This window comes from Campylobacter sp. 2352 PW (assembly GCF_024723575.1).
GTDB lineage: Bacteria > Campylobacterota > Campylobacteria > Campylobacterales > Campylobacteraceae > Campylobacter_D.
This window is the reverse complement of record NZ_JANQCX010000002.1, coordinates 62,220-81,155: the sequence shown is the minus strand read 5'-3', so window position 1 is coordinate 81,155 and position 18,936 is coordinate 62,220. Positions and strand designations below refer to the sequence as shown.

The window sequence follows — 18,936 nt, the reverse complement described above, 5'->3', positions numbered from 1 at the left end:
ATAGCTTTTAGTGAATTTTTTCAAAATTGGATTGATAAATATTACTCCCAAGTTGTGAGTGTTGGCAAAAATGGAGATTTTTATACTGCAGTTAGTGTGGGAAATCTTTTTGGAGTACTCTTAGCTAATCATTTTTTAAAACTTATAGATGATAAAAAACTAACTTTACCGGTTGAAGTTGTGGAAATAGGGGTAAATGAAGGGCATTTAATGCTTGATTTTATACAAGCTTTATACACTCTTAGAGCTGATGTTTTAGAGCAGATTGAATGTTTTATTATAGAGCCACATGAAAAGTTAAGATGTGTTCAAAAAAAACTTTTTGATGAGTATGATTTGGATGTAAAAATTTATAATTCTTTAGAAGAATGTCATTTTAAAAATGCCTTTTTTTATGCTAATGAATTATTTGATTGTTTTGCATGTGAACTTATAAAAGATAAAACAATGGCATATGTTGATGATGATTTAAATATTGTTTTTAAGTCTATGAATGAAGATCTTTTAAAAGAATGTGAAAAATATGCTATCACTAATAGTGAGCTTTGTATCTCTTATAAACCTTTTTTATCCAAATTAAAACAAACTTGTGAAAAATTAACTTTTGCATGTTTTGATTATGCAAAAAAAGAAGAAAAAATTAGTATTAGAATGTATAAAAATCACCAAGTGTATAATCTTTTTGAAGAGAATTTAAAAGATTTTTTTGCTAAAAGCGATATTACATATAATGTAAATTTTGATCATTTTTTACAAGTTTTAAAAGAAGAGGGCTTTGAAGTGTTAGAATATAAAAATCAAAATCAAGCTTTAATTGACTTTGGCTTAGAAGAAATTATCGAGCACGCTAAAAATACTAACTCTCAAATTTATAAAAACTTTATCAGCCAAAGTAAAAATTTGATGTTTAACTTTGGTGATAAGTTTAAGTTTTTAGAATTTAAGCTTTAAAATCACTACTTGTAATATCAAGTCCAAAGCCTTTTAAGCCTATAAATTCTTTATCGGTATTTTGACTTAGAAGTTTGATTTTTGAAATTTTTAAATACCTTAAAATTTGCGCTCCTATGCCGTAATTTTTATATTGTGTGTTTTCTTGTTTTTCATTTTTCATGAAAATGATTACACCACCTTTTTGGCTTAAAAACTCAATCTGTTTTAATAATTCATTAAATTTATTAGAAGTTAGAAGTTCAAAGTCGCTTCCGCTAAGATAAAATTTAACATTCTCACATTCTTTCAAAGTGCCAAAGCTAAAAGCTATATGTTCATTTTCATTATGATCTTTAAAAGTCATTTTTTTAGCTTTAAAACCCGCTAAAATACTGTCTTCTTCTTTGATTAAAGAAATCAAACTTTCATTTTTTAAACGATACTCGATTAAATCTGAAATAGTAATCATATTAATATCGTGTTTTTTGCAAAACTCAAGCAAATCGCTTCTTCTAGCCATATCTCCATTATCTTTAACAATCTCACATATCACGCATGCTTCTTTTAATCCTGCCAAGCGACATAAATCCACTGTTCCTTCTGTATGACCTGTTCTTTCTAAAACCCCACCTTTTTTTGCTATCAAAGGATTAATATGGCCAGGACGCACAAAATCACTTGCCTTTGCATTATCATCAGCAAAAATTTGTATAGTCATATCCCTTTCATAAGCACTTACTCCTGTTGTTGCATTTTTTGCATCGACAGTGATGGTAAAAGCTGTTTCGTGATTTGATGTATTTTTAGGCACCATTAAAGGTAGTTCAAATTTTTTAGCCAAATTCTCACTCAATGCTACGCACACCACACCTCTTGCATGAGTAATGGCAAAATTTACTTTTTCTTGTGAGCTAAATTGTGCAGGGAAAATCAAATCTCCCTCATTTTCTCTATCTTCTGCATCTACCATAACTAGCATTTTGCCATCTTGAAGTTCTTTTATAGCTTGTTCTACACTAATATATCCCACTAATAATCTCCTTTTTTCTATTTTTTTTAAGAAATTATATAACATTTTTCTTGACATTATGTAAAAAATAATATATAATACCACTTTTAATTTAAAAATTACTTCATTTATTGGGGTATCGCCAAGCGGTAAGGCAACAGGTTTTGGTCCTGTCATTCAGGGGTTCGAATCCCTTTACCCCATCCACTTCATATGATGCCGCGAAGTAGAGCAGTGGTTAGCTCGTCGGGCTCATAACCCGAAGGTCGGGAGTTCAAATCTCCCCTTCGCAACCAATTTCCTAATAAAATTTTTAAAAGAATTTAAATTAATAGTAAATAAAAATATTATTAATCTTACTTTTAATGATTTTCATTAGTTTTAATACTCTAATTTAACATATAAGAAATTTGAATTTAGCTTTAATATAAAACACTTAAAAAATAATTAAAATAAGAATGTAATTTAAAAAAAGTTTTGATCAGAATAAAAATACGAGATTAAATAAAATGGTGGATTTAGCAGGACTCGAACCTGCGACCAACCGGTTATGAGCCGGTTGCTCTAACCAACTGAGCTATAAATCCGCCAGAAGTTAAAATAAAAATGTTATTATATCTTTATTTCCTTAATTTAAATTTAGAATTTTATTTTTACTGCTTTTTCTATTGCTAAATATCTAAAAGTTATTAAATTTTGTAAAATTCCAAAGAAAATCATAAAGGTAGCAAAAGAACTTCCCCCATGACTAAAAAATGGCATAGGTATACCAACAACAGGAGCAAAACCTATGGTCATTGATATATTTACTGCTACATATATGAAAATAAATAAAGCAATGCAATTTGTTACTACTCTTGTAAAATAATCATCTTTGAGCTTATAATTTAAACTCAATAAATGAAAAATGAGTAAGGTGTAAAGTAATATGATTACAACCGCACCGATAAAACCAAATCTTTCAGACAAATATGCAAAGATAAAATCACTCGTAGAAATAGGTAAAAATTTAAAATGTGTTTGTGTGGCTTCATCAGCCTTTTTTCCGCTCAAACCACCACTTCCTATTGCAATGATGGATTGTTTTACATGGTAACTTGGCTCTTCAGCTAAGAAATCATGAATTCTTTGTTTTTGATAAGGTTTTAAAAAATCACTATAAATAATAGGCGAAGCTATAGCTATAGCTAAAAAAATGCTAAGCCAAATTTTATAATTTACTCCTATGATAAAAAGCGTTCCAAAGCCCACTATTAAAAGTACTAAAGCTGTTCCTAAATCAGGTTCTCCTGCTATAAGTAAAAATGGGAGTAAAATATAAAAACTTAGCTTTAAAAATTGTTTTAAACCATAGCCATTATGAGGTGGTGGGTTTTGATAAATCAAATAAGCTAACATTAAAATAAAAGAAGGCTTAAAAATTTCAGAAGGTTGTATGGTAAAATGTGTAAAAGGTATTTCAAGCCATCTTCTAGCTCCAAGTTTTTCAACACCAAAAATATCCACACTCAAAAGCAAAGCTATATTAATCCAATATAACACAGGTATAAGCCACATTAATCTTCTTAAAGGTAAAAAGAAAAAAAATGCAAATCCTGCAAAACCTACTAAAGTATAGATAAATTGTTTTTCGGCTAAGCGTATATTTGCTTCATAAATTAAAAGAAAAGATATAGCTATGATAGGTAATACTAAAAGAGGTTGAATAAAATCAAAATGCGTTAGAATTCTTCTATCAAGTTTTATCAAAGCTAACCTTTTTTACAAAATATTGTGTAATTATATGCTAAAATTGCAAATTTTATCACAAGGAAATATAATATGCTAAAAATTTCATCACTTTGTGAAGAAAGATTGGATATTTTTTTATCAGATATACTTAAACAAAGTCGTTCGCAAGTTGCTAAACTAATCAAAGAAAATTGCATATATATTAATGAAAAATTAGAAAATAAAAGTTCTAAAAAAATAAAACAAAAAGATGAAATAAGTATTTTTTTACCTTTAGTAAAAGAAGCTAAAGAAAGCTACACGCCCGAGTTTGATATAGAAATTTTATACGAAGATGATGATGTTTTAGTTTTAAACAAAGCTCCTAATGTTGTCGTACATGGTGCAAGTAGTGTTAAAGAAGCGACTTTGGTGGATTGGCTTTTACATAAGGGCTATGCTTTATCAAATTTAAATGGAGAGCATAGAGCAGGGCTTGTGCATAGACTTGATAAAGGCACAAGCGGAGCTATCATCATAGCAAAAAATAATCAAGCACATCAATTTTTAGCAAATCAGCTTTTAGATAAAAGTATGGGAAGATTTTATCTTGCTTTGAGTGACTTGCCTTTGAAAAATGATAAAATGAGTAATGAAAAAGCCATTATGCGTTGTCCTAATAATAGGCTTAAAAAAATTACTACAAATACCAAAAATCCTTTAGCAAAAAATGCAAAAACAGATTTTATAAATTTATTAAGTGCTAAAAACTGCTCTTTAATAGCTGCTAAATTATATACAGGAAGAACCCATCAAATCAGGGTGCATTTAGCAGATTTTAATCGCTATATTTTAGGAGATGAATTATACGGATATAAAGGAAAAATAAAGTATAATAGAGTAATGCTTCATGCGTATTTGATTTATTTTATTCATCCTAGGACTAAAGAGTTAATGTTTATAAAAGCTCCTATGTTTGATGATTTTTATCAAATTTTAAAAGAAAATTTTACACAAGGAGAGATAGATGAAAAAACTTCACTGGATTATCTTAAGTTCTGCTTTGGCTTTTAGTGCTTGTAGTACAACTATGAGTTCGCCTCAAATTGCTCAAGTAAACGATACTTTACCAAAAATTTCAAATATTAAAAGTATAAGTGATATTACAAGCATAGCTTTTGAATGGGAACCATTGTATGATCAAAATATAGCAGGCTATTATATTTATAGGGCAAATGCAGCTGGTGCACCTATGGAGCTTATAGCAAAAATTAAAAATAAATTTCAAACTCATTATACTGATACAAATTTAGAGCCAAATACAAGATATTATTATTCTATGAAAACCTTTAACGAGCTTGGACAAGTTTCTCAAGATGGCGTGAGTATAGAAGCTTTTACCAATAGAGTGATTGATCCAGTGCCTTTTGTGCAAGCTATTGTGGGTTTGCCAAATCGTGTAAAAATAGTTTGGAGACCACACCCTGATGTAAGAGTAAATTCATACATCATTGAGCGTGCAAACATGAAAGATATGAAATTTAAAGAATTAGCTAGAATCAAAAATCGCTTAAGTGCTGAATATATAGATGATTCGCTAAAACCTGATGAAAGTTTTCAATATAGAATTATAGCCTTAACTTATGATGGTATTAAAAGTACTCCAAGTAAAATAGTAGAATCAACCACCAAAGCACTTCCTCCTATGGTAAGTAATTTACAAGCAAGTAAAGATGCGCCAAGAAAAATCATTTTAACTTGGGATAAAATTGACTATGCTGATTTTGCTTATTATAAAATTTATTCTAGTTCAACTACCTTTTTACCTTTTAGCGTGGTAGCTAAAACTTCTGAAAATACTTATGAAGATGTGGTTAAAGGCGTGGCTGAAAAAAGATATTATAAAGTGAGTATGGTCGATAAAGATGGCTTGGAAAGTCCTATAGCAAGTGAGCCTGTAGAAGGTATTACCTTAGGGGCACCATTAGCACCAAGTATTATTTTATGTGCTGTTGAAGATGATGGTATTAGAGTTGAATGGGTTGATAATGATGATAGAGCTAAAGAGTATATAGTTAAAAGAAGCGGTGGTGGAAGTAATGCTGTGTTTAAAGAGATTAAATCTAAACAATTAAAAGATATAACAGCTGTTCCTGGAAAAGTATATAGTTATGAGGTTATAGCAATTGATGCAAATGGTATAGAATCAAAAGCTTCTGATAAATTTACAGCGGTGAAATAATGCCAAATTTTAAGTGTAAAATTTTAAAAGAAATTCAACTTCCTTTTGAAAAAGATGGGGTTGAATTTTTATGGCTTGCTAAAGGTGAAAATGTAGACTTGCTTTTTACGCGCATAAAGCAAGAAAACTTTTTTTTGCAGATTAAAAAAGATGAAAAAAAACAAGAATGGCTTATTAAGGGTGAAAAACACACTAAGCCTTCGCAAATTGGATATTTGCAAAAAGCTTTACTTGTGTTTAAAGAAAACTTTACTCAAGATGTAGTTTGTGAAGCTGTAGCATTAAAACATACAAGGTTAATCCAAAAAACCCCTTTAATCGCTAATGATTTAAAAGAATTACTAGAGCAAATAAAAAACAAAAAGCAAATTTTTATTGAAATAGGTTTTGGAAGTGGTAGGCATTTGCTTTATCAAGCAAGATCAAATCCTGATGTTTTGATTATAGGTATAGAAATTTACACCCCTGCGTTGGAGCAAGTAGCTAAACTTGCCTTAAGCGAAAACTTAAATAATGTTTTATTAATAGAAACCGATGCAAGATTATTACTAAGCGTACTTGAGTCTAATTTGATAGATAAAATCTTTTTGCATTTTCCTGTTCCTTGGGATAAAAAGCCTCATCGTAGGGTAGTCGGGTTAAATTTTGCAAATGAATGCGCTAGGGTTTTAAAAGAAAATGGGCAATTTGAACTTAGAACAGATAGTTTTTTGTATTTTGATTTTACCCTAGAAACTTTTTTGAATTTTTTTCATTTAAAGGCCTTGATTAAGAAAAATGAAAATTTAGAAATTTCAAGCAAATATGAAGATCGCTGGAAAAGGCAAAATAAAGATATATATGATTTAATCATTAGTGGTTTCAGCAAGAGTGAAAGTTTAAGCAAGGATCAAAAATTTGCCATTGAAGATTTAAGATTAAACGCAGAAGAATTAGCTTGTATAAAAAAGAATTTTAAAAATGAAGTTTTTAAAGGTGAGGATTTTTTCTTGCATTTTGAAAAAATGTATATTAAGGATGATGGGTTTGTCATTAAAATAGCTTTTGGTGCTTTTTATAAGCCTGAGCATGTTTATATAGCTTTAAACGCACAAAAGATAGAATTTATTTTTGAACAGCCTTTTAAAACTAAAGAAAATTTAAAAGCTATAGAAAAATTAAGAGAAATATTGTATTCTTATATCAAATAATCATTTATAAAATAAATAAGGAAAAGCAGTGATGATAGAAGCTAAAAAGCTTTGTCTTGGTTATGATGAACTTGTTATAGAAAATGCTAGTTTTTCGCTAAAAGATAATGATTTTGTTTTTATTACAGGAAAAAGCGGTAGTGGAAAGTCAACTTTGTTAAAATCTTTTTATGGAGATTTAGAGCCAATAAGTGGGAATTTAAAAGTTTGTAATAATGATTTAGTGGATATTTCTAATGCTGAGCTTTTACAGCTTAGGCAAAAAATAGGAATTATTTTTCAAGATTATCGTTTAGTTCAAGAATTTAGTGTAGAAAAAAATGTAATGCTACCTTTGATGATTAAAGGTTATAGTAAGAATGTATGTAAAGAACAAGCCGCAAAGCTTTTAAAGCATGTAAATTTAACTTTCAAAGCTGATAAGAAGCCAGCTCAGCTTTCAGGTGGAGAGCAACAACGCGTGGCTATGGCAAGAGCTTTAGCACATAATCCAAAATTACTCTTATGTGATGAGCCAACGGGAAATTTGGATGAGTATTCTTCAGATATTATATGGACTTTATTAAAATCAGCTAGAGAAATACTTGGAACTTGTGTAGTGGTTGTTACGCATAGAATTCCTACTAATTTAAGACTTGATTATCGTCGTTTTAATATAGAAAATGGGAGAATGAATGAAATCTTTTAAAAATCATCTTTCTTTAATATTTGCTTTAATGGTAATGATGTTTGCTTTTGAGTTTTTAATCATTACAAACAAAACTATAGAGCATTATGAAAAACTTTTAAATAAAGATTATAATATTATTTTAGTAGGTAAAACTCATTTAGATAAAAAAGGCATAGAAGATCAGGTAAATCATTTTCAGTCTTTAGAAATTTTAAATCCAAATGAAATGATAGATAGACTTAAAAATGATATATCAGCTAAAAATATAGAAGTTTTAAAGGCTACATTGCCAAAATTTTATACTTTAAAACTCAATAAACTTTTATCAGAAGATGAGCTAAATACTTTAAAAGATAAGCTTTTAAAAAATCCTAATATTACTAGAGTGGAGACTTTTGCTAAAACGCATACAAAAATTTACAAACTTTTGGTTTTAGTGAAATTTTTATTATGGTTTTTCTTGTTTATTATAATATTGCTTAGCTTTGTATTATTGCTTAAGCAAATGAAAATTTGGCTTTTTGAGCATACTCAAAGAGTTGAAATCATGTGTTTACTTGGAGCGCCGTTTTGGTTTAGATCTTTTATGCTTTATAAGATTGTTTTTATTGATTGTTTTATAGCATTTTTATTGCTTGTATTATTTTTTACCCAAGTTTACGATCTTGATTCTATCAAGCTAGCCTTACAAAGTGTGGATATTAGCTTACCTAAGATAAGTATTTTCACACATTTGTTTTTGATTTTTTTAGCAATGCTTTGTGTTTGTTTTGCTTGTGTGAATTTTGTAATGTTTAAGGTTAGAAAATGAAAAAATGCTTTTTGCTTTTTTTGTTTTCTTTTTCTGTTTTATTTGCAAATGAAATTGCACAAAAACAAAAAGATATTAAAGAAAATGAACGTATAGTAAAGCAACTTTCTAAAAAGTTAGAGGATTTAGCAAGTGAAATTTTAGATAATGAAAAAAATCTAAAAAAAATCGCTTCAGAAATTAGCACTTTAACTTCAAAAACTTCTAAACTTGAAAGTTCAGTAAAAACTCAAATAAAAGCGCTAGAGCAACTCAATGCACAAAATAAAGATCTTTTGCAAAATAAAAACAAAATAGAAGGAAAGATTATTGATTTAATTGCTAAAGATTTTGCTTATGATTTGGCAATTCCTAAAAATTATATTGAAAGTGAAGATAGTATTATAGCTTTAGAATTAGTTGGGGTTTTGGATAAAATTTTCAAAGAAGAATTTTATCAAATTTCAAAAGATTATGAAAATATAAGTAAAAAAATAGAAGAAAAACAAACTCAAATTACCACAATCAATAATAATTTAAAAACCTATAAAGATCAAATCGATGAGCTTAAAAATCTTAGAAAAAAGCAAGAACAAGAAATAGCTAAGCAAAAAACAGATAAAGAAATTTATACTAGAAAACTTTCTAATTTACAAGCCCAACAGCAAGAATTAAGAAAAACACTTAATAAATTAAAAATTATCAAAGAAAAAGAAGAAGAAAAATTAGCACAAAAAAAAGAAGACAAAAAACCAAGCTCAAATGTTAAACAAGTAGGCTCAAGTTATCAAACAAGCAGTGTTAAGCGTTATAGCGGTCCTAAGACAATCGCTCCTTTAGAATCTTACACGGTAAAGCAAAAATTTGGAAATTATGTTGATCCTATTTATAATATTAAAATTTATAATGAAAATGTGGTTTTAAAAAGTGACAGTGCTAATGCTGCAGTAAGAAATGTCTTAGATGGTAAAGTAGTTTTTGCAAAAGCAACTCCAACTTTAAAACAAGTTGTGATTGTTGAAAATAAAGATGGTATACATACTATTTATGCGCATTTAGATAAAATTGCACCTGGGGTTAAAGTGGGTAGAAATATCAAAAAAGGTTATATTATAGGTAGGGTTGAAAGTGATTTAACTTTTGAAGTAACACAAAAGAATTTTCATATCAATCCTTTAGAGATGATTAAATAAATTAGTTTTTTTTAATGCGAATTTTGATATAGTTTCAAATCAAAGGAGAAATTTAATGAACAATAAAAGAAAAAGAGTATTGGTTAAATTTTCTGGAGAAGCTTTGGCTGGAGAAAATGGGTTTGGTATAGAAAATTCTATTTTAAAATACATAGCTTCTGAAATAAAAAGCTTGATTAACGAAAATGTTGAAGTAGGTATAGTAATAGGCGGTGGAAATATCATTAGAGGGGTATCTGCTGCAAGAGATGGACTTATAAAAAGAACAAGTGGTGATCATATGGGTATGCTTGCTACTGTGATTAATTCTATAGCTATGCAAGAAGCATTAGAAAGTGCTGGGCTTGATGTAAGGGTTCAAAGTGCTATTCAAATGGAAGCATTCTGTGAAACTTATATCATGAGAAGAGCACATAGACACTTAGAAAAAGGACGTATAGTTATTTTTGCTTGTGGTACGGGTAATCCTTATTTTACTACAGATACTGCTGCGACTTTAAGAGCGGTAGAAATTCAAGCAGATATGATCATTAAAGCAACTAAGGTAGATGGAATTTATGATAAAGATCCTAAAAAATATGATGATGCAATTATGCTTAATGAGCTAAGTTATGAAAGAGCTTTGCATGATAATATTAAAGTTATGGATGATACTGCAATAGCCTTAGCTAAAGATAATGCTTTACCTATTGTGGTGTGTAATATGTTTAAAGAAGGAAATTTATTAAAAATCATCCAAGGCGATATGAGTTTATGCTCTATTGTTAAAAATCAAGATTAAGGATAAAAATGAGAGTAGAACAAATAGCTGCAAAAGCATTAAAAAAACTAAAAGATGATAGATATAAACTAGCTCTTGTAGTAGCTAAAAGAGCTGAAGAGCTTGCAAATGGTGCAGAACCTTTGGTAAATTTAGATAAAAATAAATACAAATATACCGACATTGCTTTACATGAAATAGCAGAAGATAAAATCGTTTTAGAGGGATTTATTGAAGCTAGTAAATGATGAGTTATTGTTAGATAAACTTGTTGATGATGTTAAAAATTGTAAGGATTTACAAAGAGCAAAAGAAATCCTTTTTATGGTCTTCCCACAATCTGCTGTTTTAGAAAAAGCAGTAGATTTTTGTATCCAAAAACACGAAGGGCAATTTAGAAAAAGCGGAGAACCATATGCAGTTCATCCTATATTAGTGGCTTCTTTTGTGGCTTTTTTAAGTCCAGTGCAGTCTATGATCATAGCTGCATTATTACATGATGTGTTAGAAGATACAAATTGCAATGAAGAAGAATTGAGTTTAAATTTTGGCGAAGAAGTCACCAAATTAGTTCAAGGCTTAACCAAAATAGTCAGTATTAGAGAAGATCATCTTACACGCTCTAATTCTAATGAAAAGCTTGCAAAATCTGCTTTGACTTTTAGAAATATGCTTTTAGCTGGTGTTGAAGATGTGAGCGTGCTTGTAATAAAGCTTTGTGATAGATTGCACAATATGCTTACTTTAAATTTTTTAAGAGAAGATAAACAAAAAAGAATCAGCGAAGAAACCTTGGTGGTATATGCACCTATAGCTCATAGACTTGGAATTTCAAGTATAAAAAATTTGCTTGAGGATTTAAGTTTTAAGTTTTTATTACCTGATGAATATGCACAAATTGATAATTATATAAATGCAAAAGATCAACAAATTCAACTTGGATTTAATGAATTTATCTCAAAAATAGAAATGTTATTTTTGGAAAATGGGTTTAGACAAGGTAGTTTTGTTATACACAAAAGAATCAAACATAATTATTCTATTTATTTAAAAATGCAAAGAAAAGGTGTGGGGCTTGATGAAGTTTTAGACCTTTTGGGTGTAAGAATTTTGGTTGAAAAAGTTTATGATTGTTATTTGGCTTTAGGAATTTTACATACACATTTTAATCCTTTAATTTCAAGATTTAAAGATTATATAGCTTTGCCAAAACAAAATGGTTACCAAACCTTACATACAACACTTTTTGATGCAAAAAATATCATAGAAGCTCAAATTCGCACCTTTGATATGCATAAGACTGCTGAATTTGGCGTGGCAGCGCATTGGAAATATAAAGAAGGAAATATAACAACACCAAATTTAGATTGGCTTGCGGATATTTCTATGCATGGTAAAGAAGATGGCAATGCTGTGCAAGATTGTGATGCTATCGAACTTTATGAATATGCAAAAGATAGTTTATATATAGAAGATATAGCAGTATATTCTCCAAAGGGTGAAATTTTTACTTTGCCGCGCGGGGCTACGGCTTTGGATTTTGCTTATGAAGTTCACACCAAAGTAGGACTTCATGCAAAAACTGCGTTTGTTAACCGCATGAGAGTACCACTTTTAACCGTGCTTAAAAATGGAGATATAGTTAGCATTGAAACTTCCGAAGAAGAATTTTTTAGATGTTCATGGATAGATAGCGTTAAAACAGGAAAGGCTAGAGCTAGTATAAGAGATTTTTGCAAGCAAAAGAAAAAAGAATTAAATAACAAAATTGCTGTTAATCTTTTATCTACTGTTTTTAATAAAGATTCTAAACTTATAGAAGAATGGCTTGAAAAAGAAAATTTTAATAAAAAGCTAAGACAAATTGCTTTGGATTTTAATTATTTTAAAGATGTAATTATTGCTCTAAGAAAATATATGGGGCAAAATCAAGCAGCTAAATTTGAACAAAATGAGCAAAAATTTGAAAGCATAGTGATTGGTTCTAATTATAAAATAACCACGATTAATTTTGATTATTGTTGTAGGCCTAAAAGAGGAGATGAAATTATTGCTTTTAGACATTCAACTGGAGCAACGATACACCATAAGCTTTGTGAAAAAGCAATGAAAATGATAGAAGATAATAAAGAAATGGTTTTTGTTTTTTGGAATGATAGTTCGATAAAAAGTTACAAAATCATCGTTTCTATAGAAAATAAAAAAGGTTCTTTAGCAGATTTTCTAACTACTTTAGCTAAAATGCAGATTAATGTTTTAAGTATTAACTCAGCTGATTCAGAGCCAGTTGTTGCAAACTATTTTGAAGTACAAGTTGAGTTACCTAATAATATAGATCTTGAGAATGCAAAAGAAAGATTAAAATCTAGATATAAAATTTTAGATTTTACATCTTTAAATGATGCATATAATAATCACTAAAAAAGGTTTTTTATGGATATTAATGAAATTATTAAAGAAATTAAACGAGGAATAGCAGAAATTATTGATGAAGAAAGATTAGTTTCTTTAGTAAAAAATTACTATGAAAAAGGTGAAAATTTTTTTGTAAAGGCTGGTTTTGATCCTACGGCTGCTGATTTGCATTTGGGTCATACTGTGGTTTTGAGCAAAATGGCTTTGCTTCAAAAGCATGGAGCTATAGTACAATTTTTAATAGGTGATTTTACTGCTCAAATAGGCGATCCAACAGGAAAAAGTGCTACAAGAAAAAAACTTGACAAAGAAGAAGTACTTAAAAATGCTAAAACTTATGAAGAACAAGTTTTTAAGATTTTAGATCCAAATAAAACTCAAATTCATTTTAATTCTAAATGGTTAAATGAGCTTGGTGCTGCTGGTATAGTAGAGCTTACTTCGACTTTTAGTGTTGCTAGAATGCTTGAGAGAGATGATTTTACTAAGCGCTTCAAAGAACAAAACCCTATATCAATTTGTGAGTTTTTATATCCGCTTTTGCAAGGTTATGACAGTGTTGCATTAAAAAGTGATATAGAAATGGGTGGAACGGATCAAAAGTTTAATCTTTTAATGGGTAGACAGCTTCAAAGAGTATATAATTGTCAAAAAGAACAAGCGGTAATGATGATGCCATTGCTTGAAGGCCTTGATGGTGTAAATAAAATGAGTAAAAGCTTGGGAAATTATATTGGTGTAACTGAAAATGCCAAAGATATGTATGCTAAAGTTTTGAGTATTAGTGATGAATTGATGTTTAGATATTATGAACTTTTAAGTGAAAAAAGCTTAAATGAAATTTCACAAATAAAAGATGATATTAAAAATGGCTCATTGCATCCTAAAAAAGCTAAAGAAAATTTAGCTTTAGAAATTACTGCGCGTTTTCACTCAAGCGAGTGTGCTTTAAAAGCTAAGGAAGAATTTGACAAAGTCCATAGCGCAAAAGAACTTCCTAGTGATATGCCAAGTTTTACTTTAGAAGGTAGTATTTGGCTTGCAAAAGCTATAGTAGAGTGCAAAATGGAAAGTTCTACTTCAGCTGCTAGAAGATTGATTAATTCAAATGCAGTAAGTGTTAATGGAGAAAAAGTTCAAGATGAACAATTCCAACTAGAAAGCGGTGAATATATTTTACAAGTTGGAAAAAGAAAATTTGCAAAATTAAAGGTAATATGATGAGTTTTAAAGCTTTAAAAATTGGAAAGCATGAGATAAAATATCCTATTTTTCAAGGTGGCATGGGACTTGGTATAAGTTGGGACAAACTTGCTTCTGCAGTTTCTTTAAATGGTGGATTAGGGATTATTTCTTCGGTAGGAACTGGATATTATGAAAATAGAACGCATATAGATAAAGAGTTCAATGCGAAGCCTTATGGTAGTGATAATTTTTACTCAAAAGCAGGCCTAAAAGCTTTGATAGATAATGCTAGAAAGGTTTGTAAAGACGCACCTTTAGGCTGTAATATTTTATATGCAAGTAATAATTATGCGCAAATTGCTCGTAATGCTTGTGAGGTTGGTTTTAATGTGATAGTTTCAGGAGCAGGGCTTCCTACAAATTTGCCTGAATTTACACAAGATTATCCTGATGTTGCTTTGGTGCCTATTGTATCATCGGCTAAGGCTTTAAAAATTATCTGCAAAAGATGGCAAAGCAGATACAATCGCTTGCCTGATGCAGTTATAGTTGAAGGGCCAAAAAGTGGTGGACATCAGGGTTTTACTTATGAGCAATGTTTAATGGATGAATATCAGTTAGAAAATATAGTACCACAAGTTGCGCAAGAAATTAAAAACTGGGGAGATATACCATTAATCGCCGCGGGTGGAATTTGGGATAAGCAAGATATAGAAAAAATGATGTCTTTAGGAGCAAGTGGTGTTCAAATGGGAACTCGTTTTATAGGAACTTTTGAATGCGATGCGAGTGATGATTTTAAACAAGTATTGCTAGATTGTAAAAAAGAAGATATTGAGCTTTTAAAATCTCCAGTTGGCTATCCTGCAAGAGGGGTAAGAACTAATCTTTTAAATTTAGTAGATAAAAGAATGGGGCCAAAAATTTCTTGTGTGAGTAATTGTGTTGCACCATGCGGTAGAGGTAAGGAAGCTACTAAGGTGGGTTATTGTATAGCAGATAGATTATATGATGCTTGGAGCGGTAAAAAAGAAACAGGCTTATTTTTTACAGGGGCTAATGGATATAGACTAGATAAGCTTATTAGTGTAGAAGAGCTAATGAAAAAATTAGTTAATGGCGAAGATGCTTAGAATATTTTTTATTTTTTTATTATTTTGTTTTAGTGTTTTTGCTAATGCAGAAGTTAAGAAATTTGATCATAATTTTTTAACTTCTAATTCAGAAGAAAAACTACAATTACACCAGCAGTTAAAATCTTTGTATATACAAAGTGTGATTAATGATAATAATGAAGAAAAAAATGAGATTTTAAAAAGATTAATCATAAGTTCAAATTCTTTAGGCTTTGATGATAAAGCTTATGTGCAAGAGCTTAAAGAAAGCGGAGTAAGTGAAGAAGAAATTTCACGTTTAAAAAATGCTTTAAAAGTTATACAAGATCAAAAAATAAAAAAAGAACAAACAAAAATTGAAACCAATACCACATCACCTATTAATAAAAAAGAAGATAAAAAAGAAGATAAAAAAGAAGATAAAAAAGAAGATAAAAAAGCTCCGGTGCAAAAAGAGCTTTTTGTACTTGATGTAAAGAAATCAGACAATGGTATCTTACTTGATTTAAGTGAAAAAATCAGCCAAAAAGACATTAAAAACTTTACTCTCAAAGGCGATAAGAATTTTCGTTATGTTGCAGATTTTGATGGGATTTTAAAAGGACCTAAGAGAACTTTTGAATTTAAAGATTTTGATATTATCGTATCGCAATTTAACCCAACAAGTATGCGTTTGGTCTTAAGTTCAAAAAAAGAATTAAAGATCAAAATAGAGCTTAAAGATCAAAGTCTTTTTATGGGGCTTGAAAAAGTAGAAAAAAAAGAAGAACCCAAACCTATAGTTAAAAAACAAAATGAAATTAAAAAAACAGAAGTAAAAAAAGAAATTATTAAAAATGAGCCTTTATATATTTTAAAATCAAGTAAAGATAAAAATGGTGTTAATTTAAAATTAAACAATGATATTGATATTGAAGATATTAAAATCAATTCTTTTAAAGATGGTAAAACATATCGTTCTATTGTAAGCTTTGAAGCTATTTTAGAAGGCGATAGAAAAAAAATCGATATCAATAAAAATCAATCCATCACAATAGTGCAATTTAATAAAACTACAGTAAGAGTTGTTTTAAATTCTACTAGTGATTTTAAAACCAATCTTGATTTAGACGATGAGGAATTATTTATAGGCTTTGAAAAAAAGGCTAAAAAAACACCAACAAAAACTACTTCAAAAACGGCAAAAACTACCATTAAAAAATCAGGTAAAATCATAGTAATTGACCCAGGTCATGGAGGTAAAGATCCAGGTACTTTGGGTGATAAGGGTGTTAGAGAAAAAGATGTAGTTTTAAGTGTGGCTTTAAAACTTGGTAATGAGCTTAAAAAACGTGGATATAGAATTTATTATACTAGAAGTACAGATAAATTTATAAACTTAAGAGATAGAACCTCTATGGCTAATGAAAAAATGGCGGATTTATTTATTTCTATCCATGCAAATGCAGCTCCAAATAAACAAAGAGCTAAAACTTTACAAGGTATTGAAACCTTCTTCTTATCGCCTGCAAGAAGCGAAAGAAGTAAAAAAGCTGCTGAGTTGGAAAATCAATCCGATTTTGAAGAGATGAATTATTTTTCCAAACAAACCTTTTTAAATTTTTTAAACCGTGAAAAAATCGTTGCTTCAAATAAATTAGCTATTGATGTTCAAAAAAAGATTTTAAGTAATGTAAGAAAAAAATATAAAGTTGTTGATGGTGGAGTTAGAGAAGCTCCTTTTTGGGTTTTAGTGGGAGCGCAAATGCCTGCTATATTGATTGAAACAGGTTATATTAGTCATCCTAGTGAAAGAAATAGATTAACAAATAAAAATTTCCAAGAATTATTAGCTATTGGTATTGCTAATGGCATAGAGAGTTATTTTTATAAAAATCAATGAAAAAAGCAAATATTATCATTAAAAACAATGCACCTTTTTCTTTGGATTTTGATGATTATTATTTTAATTCTAGTGATGGTTTAAGTGAGAGTGAATTTATCTATACTAATGCTTTTGAATTTCAAACAAAACAAACTATCATTGCAGAGCTTGGTTTTGGTATAGGTTTAAATTTTTTCCTTACTTTAAAGCGTTTTATAAAGGAAAAAAAAGAAAATCAAAGATTATTTTATCTTAGTTTTGAAAATTTTTATATAGAAAAAGAAACATTAAGAGAAATTTATAAAAACCTTAGTTTTTATGAGGAATTTAAAGAGCTTTTAGAGCAGTTTTTAAAATTTTACCCTCCATGTAAAGATGGAGTTTATAGATTTTATTTTCAAGATTGTTTTTTAGATTTGGTATTTGGCGATGCTAAAGAAAAGTTACAAAATTTAGACTTTAAAGTCGATGTTTGGTATTTAGATGGTTTTGCTCCTGCTAAAAATCAAGAGATGTTTAATGAGGATATTATAAACAAAGTTGCCAAAAATTCAAAAATAAATGCCAAGATTTTGACTTTTTCTTCTGCAAGCATTTTAAAAAAAGCTTTAATTAATAATAATTTTCAAGTACAAAAAATCAAAGGTTTTAGAAAAAGAGAAATGATACAGGCTGTTTTTAATGGCCTTGAGTTTGAAGATAAATTTGCTTATTTTAACACTCCAAGTTTAAAAAAAGAGATACAAAAAATAGCCATCATCGGAGCAGGTATAGCCGGAGCTAGTATAGCTTATGAGTTTTCTTTAAGAAATGTTCAAGTAGATGTTTTTGAAAAAGAAAATTCATTAGGAAAAGGTGCTTCTGGAAATATCAATGGAATTTTAAGTTCTTTGATTTTAAAACCTGATGTTTTGTTAGGCGAGTTTTCACAATATGCTTTTTTAGAGGCTAGTAGATTTTATAGGCAAATTTTAGGTTTAATTCCTCAAGGAGTTTATGAATTTGCTCATAATGAGCTTATGCAAGAGCGTTTTGATAGTCAAAAAAATAATGTTTTATTTGAAATTATTAACAACCAAGCTTTTTTAAAAGATGGAGCTTGCATAAAACCCCAAGAGCTTGTGAAAACACTTTTACAAAAAAGCAAGGCTAGGGTGTTTTTTGAGTATGAATTTAAAGATTATTCTTATGAAAATGAAAAGTTTTCTTTGCAATTTAATAATCAAAAAACATTAAAAGATTATGATGTGTTAATTTATGCTCAAGGTGCTGATGTTAAGAATTTTTTAGAGTATAAATATATGAAATTAAGCAGTGTTAGAGGGCAATGCACTCATTTAAAACCATTTTTAAAAAATTCTCATGCTTTATCTTCAAAAGGTTATATTTGTCCTATCAATGAAGAATTAAATTTGCAACTTATTGGTGCAAGTTATGATAGACTTAATCAAGATATAACGCTTTTAAAAAATGATGATTTGCAAAATATTGAAAATATAAAAGAGTTTTTGCATGTTGAAAATTTAGAAATTATGGGCGGAAAAGTAGGATTTAGATCATATTCTAGTGATAGATTTTCCATAATAGGTCAAGCCTATGATGAAAATTTTTATATGCAAAATTATAAAGCACTTTTATGGCATAAAAATAAAAGTCAAGTAGCACCAAATGATTTTATTCCTTTGTATTTTTCTATTGCTCATGGATCTAGGGCTTTTGCTAGCGCTATTATTGGAGCTAGAATACTTAGTGCATTAATCTTTGATGAGCCAAAAATAGAAAAAGATTTTTTACATGCTACTCATCCTGCAAGATTTTTAATCAGAATGTTAAAAAAGGGAAAAATTTTATAATAAGTAG

16 protein-coding genes and 3 tRNA genes are annotated in these 18,936 nt (G+C 29.1%); 16 read left to right on the top strand and 3 right to left on the bottom strand.

The features are described from left to right. A complete protein-coding gene (locus tag CAMP5121_RS01585; RefSeq protein WP_337214656.1) occupies positions 1-951 on the top strand; it encodes an SAM-dependent methyltransferase in 951 nt (316 codons plus the stop codon). Here CAMP5121_RS01585 and CAMP5121_RS01580 read toward each other — a convergent pair. Then, positions 941-1,963 (bottom strand): bifunctional 3,4-dihydroxy-2-butanone 4-phosphate synthase/GTP cyclohydrolase II, encoded by a 1,023-nt coding sequence (locus tag CAMP5121_RS01580; RefSeq protein WP_337214617.1) that lies wholly within the window; start codon positions 1,961-1,963, stop codon positions 941-943. The two genes, CAMP5121_RS01585 and CAMP5121_RS01580, sit on opposite strands and share 11 nt — an antisense overlap. A 111-nt stretch (positions 1,964-2,074) precedes the next feature. Here CAMP5121_RS01580 and CAMP5121_RS01575 point away from each other — a divergent pair. After that, positions 2,075-2,149 (top strand) — tRNA-Gln (locus CAMP5121_RS01575). A gap of 13 nt (positions 2,150-2,162) precedes the next feature. Further along, a tRNA-Met gene (locus CAMP5121_RS01570) sits at positions 2,163-2,238 on the top strand. Positions 2,239-2,452: 214 nt separating this feature from the next. Here CAMP5121_RS01570 and CAMP5121_RS01565 read toward each other — a convergent pair. Next, positions 2,453-2,529 (bottom strand) — tRNA-Ile (locus CAMP5121_RS01565). Between the two features lie 52 nt (positions 2,530-2,581). After that, positions 2,582-3,691, bottom strand: coding sequence for an FtsW/RodA/SpoVE family cell cycle protein (locus CAMP5121_RS01560; RefSeq protein WP_337214616.1), 1,110 nt, complete (start codon positions 3,689-3,691; stop codon positions 2,582-2,584). Between the two features lie 72 nt (positions 3,692-3,763). Here CAMP5121_RS01560 and CAMP5121_RS01555 point away from each other — a divergent pair, with 72 nt between their 5' ends. From CAMP5121_RS01555 to mnmC, 13 genes are read left to right on the top strand one after another with little or no spacing between them, the layout of a single operon-like run. Further along, entirely contained in the window at positions 3,764-4,726 is a 963-nt protein-coding gene (locus CAMP5121_RS01555) for an RluA family pseudouridine synthase (protein ID WP_263691642.1), read from the top strand. Beyond that, positions 4,680-5,894 carry a fibronectin type III domain-containing protein gene (locus CAMP5121_RS01550; RefSeq protein WP_337214615.1) on the top strand — a complete coding sequence of 405 codons (1,215 nt, stop codon included), beginning with the start codon at positions 4,680-4,682 and terminating at the stop codon, positions 5,892-5,894. Before CAMP5121_RS01555 ends, CAMP5121_RS01550 begins: the two co-directional genes overlap by 47 nt. Further along, positions 5,894-7,084, top strand: coding sequence for a tRNA (guanosine(46)-N7)-methyltransferase TrmB (trmB, locus tag CAMP5121_RS01545; protein ID WP_337214614.1), 1,191 nt, complete (start codon positions 5,894-5,896; stop codon positions 7,082-7,084). Before CAMP5121_RS01550 ends, trmB begins: the two co-directional genes overlap by 1 nt. Positions 7,085-7,115: 31 nt before the next feature. Next, positions 7,116-7,772 (top strand): cell division ATP-binding protein FtsE, encoded by a 657-nt coding sequence (locus tag CAMP5121_RS01540; protein ID WP_039625813.1) that lies wholly within the window; start codon positions 7,116-7,118, stop codon positions 7,770-7,772. Further along, entirely contained in the window at positions 7,759-8,565 is an 807-nt protein-coding gene (locus CAMP5121_RS01535; RefSeq protein WP_337214613.1) for an ABC transporter permease, read from the top strand. Before CAMP5121_RS01540 ends, CAMP5121_RS01535 begins: the two co-directional genes overlap by 14 nt. Next, the gene (locus tag CAMP5121_RS01530; RefSeq protein ID WP_263691638.1) at positions 8,562-9,737 is read left to right on the top strand and encodes a peptidoglycan DD-metalloendopeptidase family protein; all 1,176 of its coding nucleotides are present in this window, start codon (positions 8,562-8,564) and stop codon (positions 9,735-9,737) included. Before CAMP5121_RS01535 ends, CAMP5121_RS01530 begins: the two co-directional genes overlap by 4 nt. 55 nt (positions 9,738-9,792) lie before the next feature. Continuing rightward, positions 9,793-10,518 carry a UMP kinase gene (pyrH, locus tag CAMP5121_RS01525; RefSeq protein WP_039628219.1) on the top strand — a complete coding sequence of 242 codons (726 nt, stop codon included), beginning with the start codon at positions 9,793-9,795 and terminating at the stop codon, positions 10,516-10,518. An 8-nt stretch (positions 10,519-10,526) separates the two neighbouring features. Continuing rightward, positions 10,527-10,745 (top strand): DNA-directed RNA polymerase subunit omega, encoded by a 219-nt coding sequence (locus CAMP5121_RS01520; protein WP_039618002.1) that lies wholly within the window; start codon positions 10,527-10,529, stop codon positions 10,743-10,745. Then, complete coding sequence (locus CAMP5121_RS01515; protein ID WP_337214612.1) at positions 10,729-12,918, top strand: RelA/SpoT family protein; 2,190 nt, start codon at positions 10,729-10,731, stop codon at positions 12,916-12,918. Before CAMP5121_RS01520 ends, CAMP5121_RS01515 begins: the two co-directional genes overlap by 17 nt. A 12-nt stretch (positions 12,919-12,930) precedes the next feature. Then, positions 12,931-14,133 carry a tyrosine--tRNA ligase gene (gene tyrS / locus CAMP5121_RS01510; RefSeq protein ID WP_337214611.1) on the top strand — a complete coding sequence of 401 codons (1,203 nt, stop codon included), beginning with the start codon at positions 12,931-12,933 and terminating at the stop codon, positions 14,131-14,133. Further along, the gene (locus tag CAMP5121_RS01505; protein WP_337214610.1) at positions 14,133-15,230 is read left to right on the top strand and encodes a nitronate monooxygenase family protein; all 1,098 of its coding nucleotides are present in this window, start codon (positions 14,133-14,135) and stop codon (positions 15,228-15,230) included. Before tyrS ends, CAMP5121_RS01505 begins: the two co-directional genes overlap by 1 nt. Continuing rightward, the gene (locus tag CAMP5121_RS01500; RefSeq protein WP_442863279.1) at positions 15,223-17,094 is read left to right on the top strand and encodes an N-acetylmuramoyl-L-alanine amidase; all 1,872 of its coding nucleotides are present in this window, start codon (positions 15,223-15,225) and stop codon (positions 17,092-17,094) included. Before CAMP5121_RS01505 ends, CAMP5121_RS01500 begins: the two co-directional genes overlap by 8 nt. Further along, on the top strand, positions 17,091-18,929 hold the full coding sequence (mnmC, locus tag CAMP5121_RS01495) for a bifunctional tRNA (5-methylaminomethyl-2-thiouridine)(34)-methyltransferase MnmD/FAD-dependent 5-carboxymethylaminomethyl-2-thiouridine(34) oxidoreductase MnmC (RefSeq protein ID WP_337214608.1): 1,839 nt from the start codon (positions 17,091-17,093) through the stop codon (positions 18,927-18,929). Before CAMP5121_RS01500 ends, mnmC begins: the two co-directional genes overlap by 4 nt. Positions 18,930-18,936: the final 7 nt, after the last annotated feature.

Excerpts from the sequence above, each read along its gene's own strand:
- CAMP5121_RS01555 (WP_263691642.1), top strand. The coding sequence starts at position 3,764 with ATGCTAAAAATTTCATCACTTTGTGAAGAAAGATTGGATATTTTTTTA.
- CAMP5121_RS01500 (WP_442863279.1), top strand. The coding sequence starts at position 15,223 with ATGCTTAGAATATTTTTTATTTTTTTATTATTTTGTTTTAGTGTTTTT.
- CAMP5121_RS01520 (WP_039618002.1), top strand. The coding sequence starts at position 10,527 with ATGAGAGTAGAACAAATAGCTGCAAAAGCATTAAAAAAACTAAAAGAT.
- pyrH (WP_039628219.1), top strand. The coding sequence starts at position 9,793 with ATGAACAATAAAAGAAAAAGAGTATTGGTTAAATTTTCTGGAGAAGCT.
- trmB (WP_337214614.1), top strand. The coding sequence starts at position 5,894 with ATGCCAAATTTTAAGTGTAAAATTTTAAAAGAAATTCAACTTCCTTTT.
- mnmC (WP_337214608.1), top strand. The coding sequence starts at position 17,091 with ATGAAAAAAGCAAATATTATCATTAAAAACAATGCACCTTTTTCTTTG.
- CAMP5121_RS01550 (WP_337214615.1), top strand. The coding sequence starts at position 4,680 with ATGAAAAAACTTCACTGGATTATCTTAAGTTCTGCTTTGGCTTTTAGT.
- CAMP5121_RS01505 (WP_337214610.1), top strand. The coding sequence starts at position 14,133 with ATGAGTTTTAAAGCTTTAAAAATTGGAAAGCATGAGATAAAATATCCT.
- tyrS (WP_337214611.1), top strand. The coding sequence starts at position 12,931 with ATGGATATTAATGAAATTATTAAAGAAATTAAACGAGGAATAGCAGAA.
- CAMP5121_RS01540 (WP_039625813.1), top strand. The coding sequence starts at position 7,116 with ATGATAGAAGCTAAAAAGCTTTGTCTTGGTTATGATGAACTTGTTATA.
- CAMP5121_RS01535 (WP_337214613.1), top strand. The coding sequence starts at position 7,759 with ATGAAATCTTTTAAAAATCATCTTTCTTTAATATTTGCTTTAATGGTA.
- CAMP5121_RS01530 (WP_263691638.1), top strand. The coding sequence starts at position 8,562 with ATGAAAAAATGCTTTTTGCTTTTTTTGTTTTCTTTTTCTGTTTTATTT.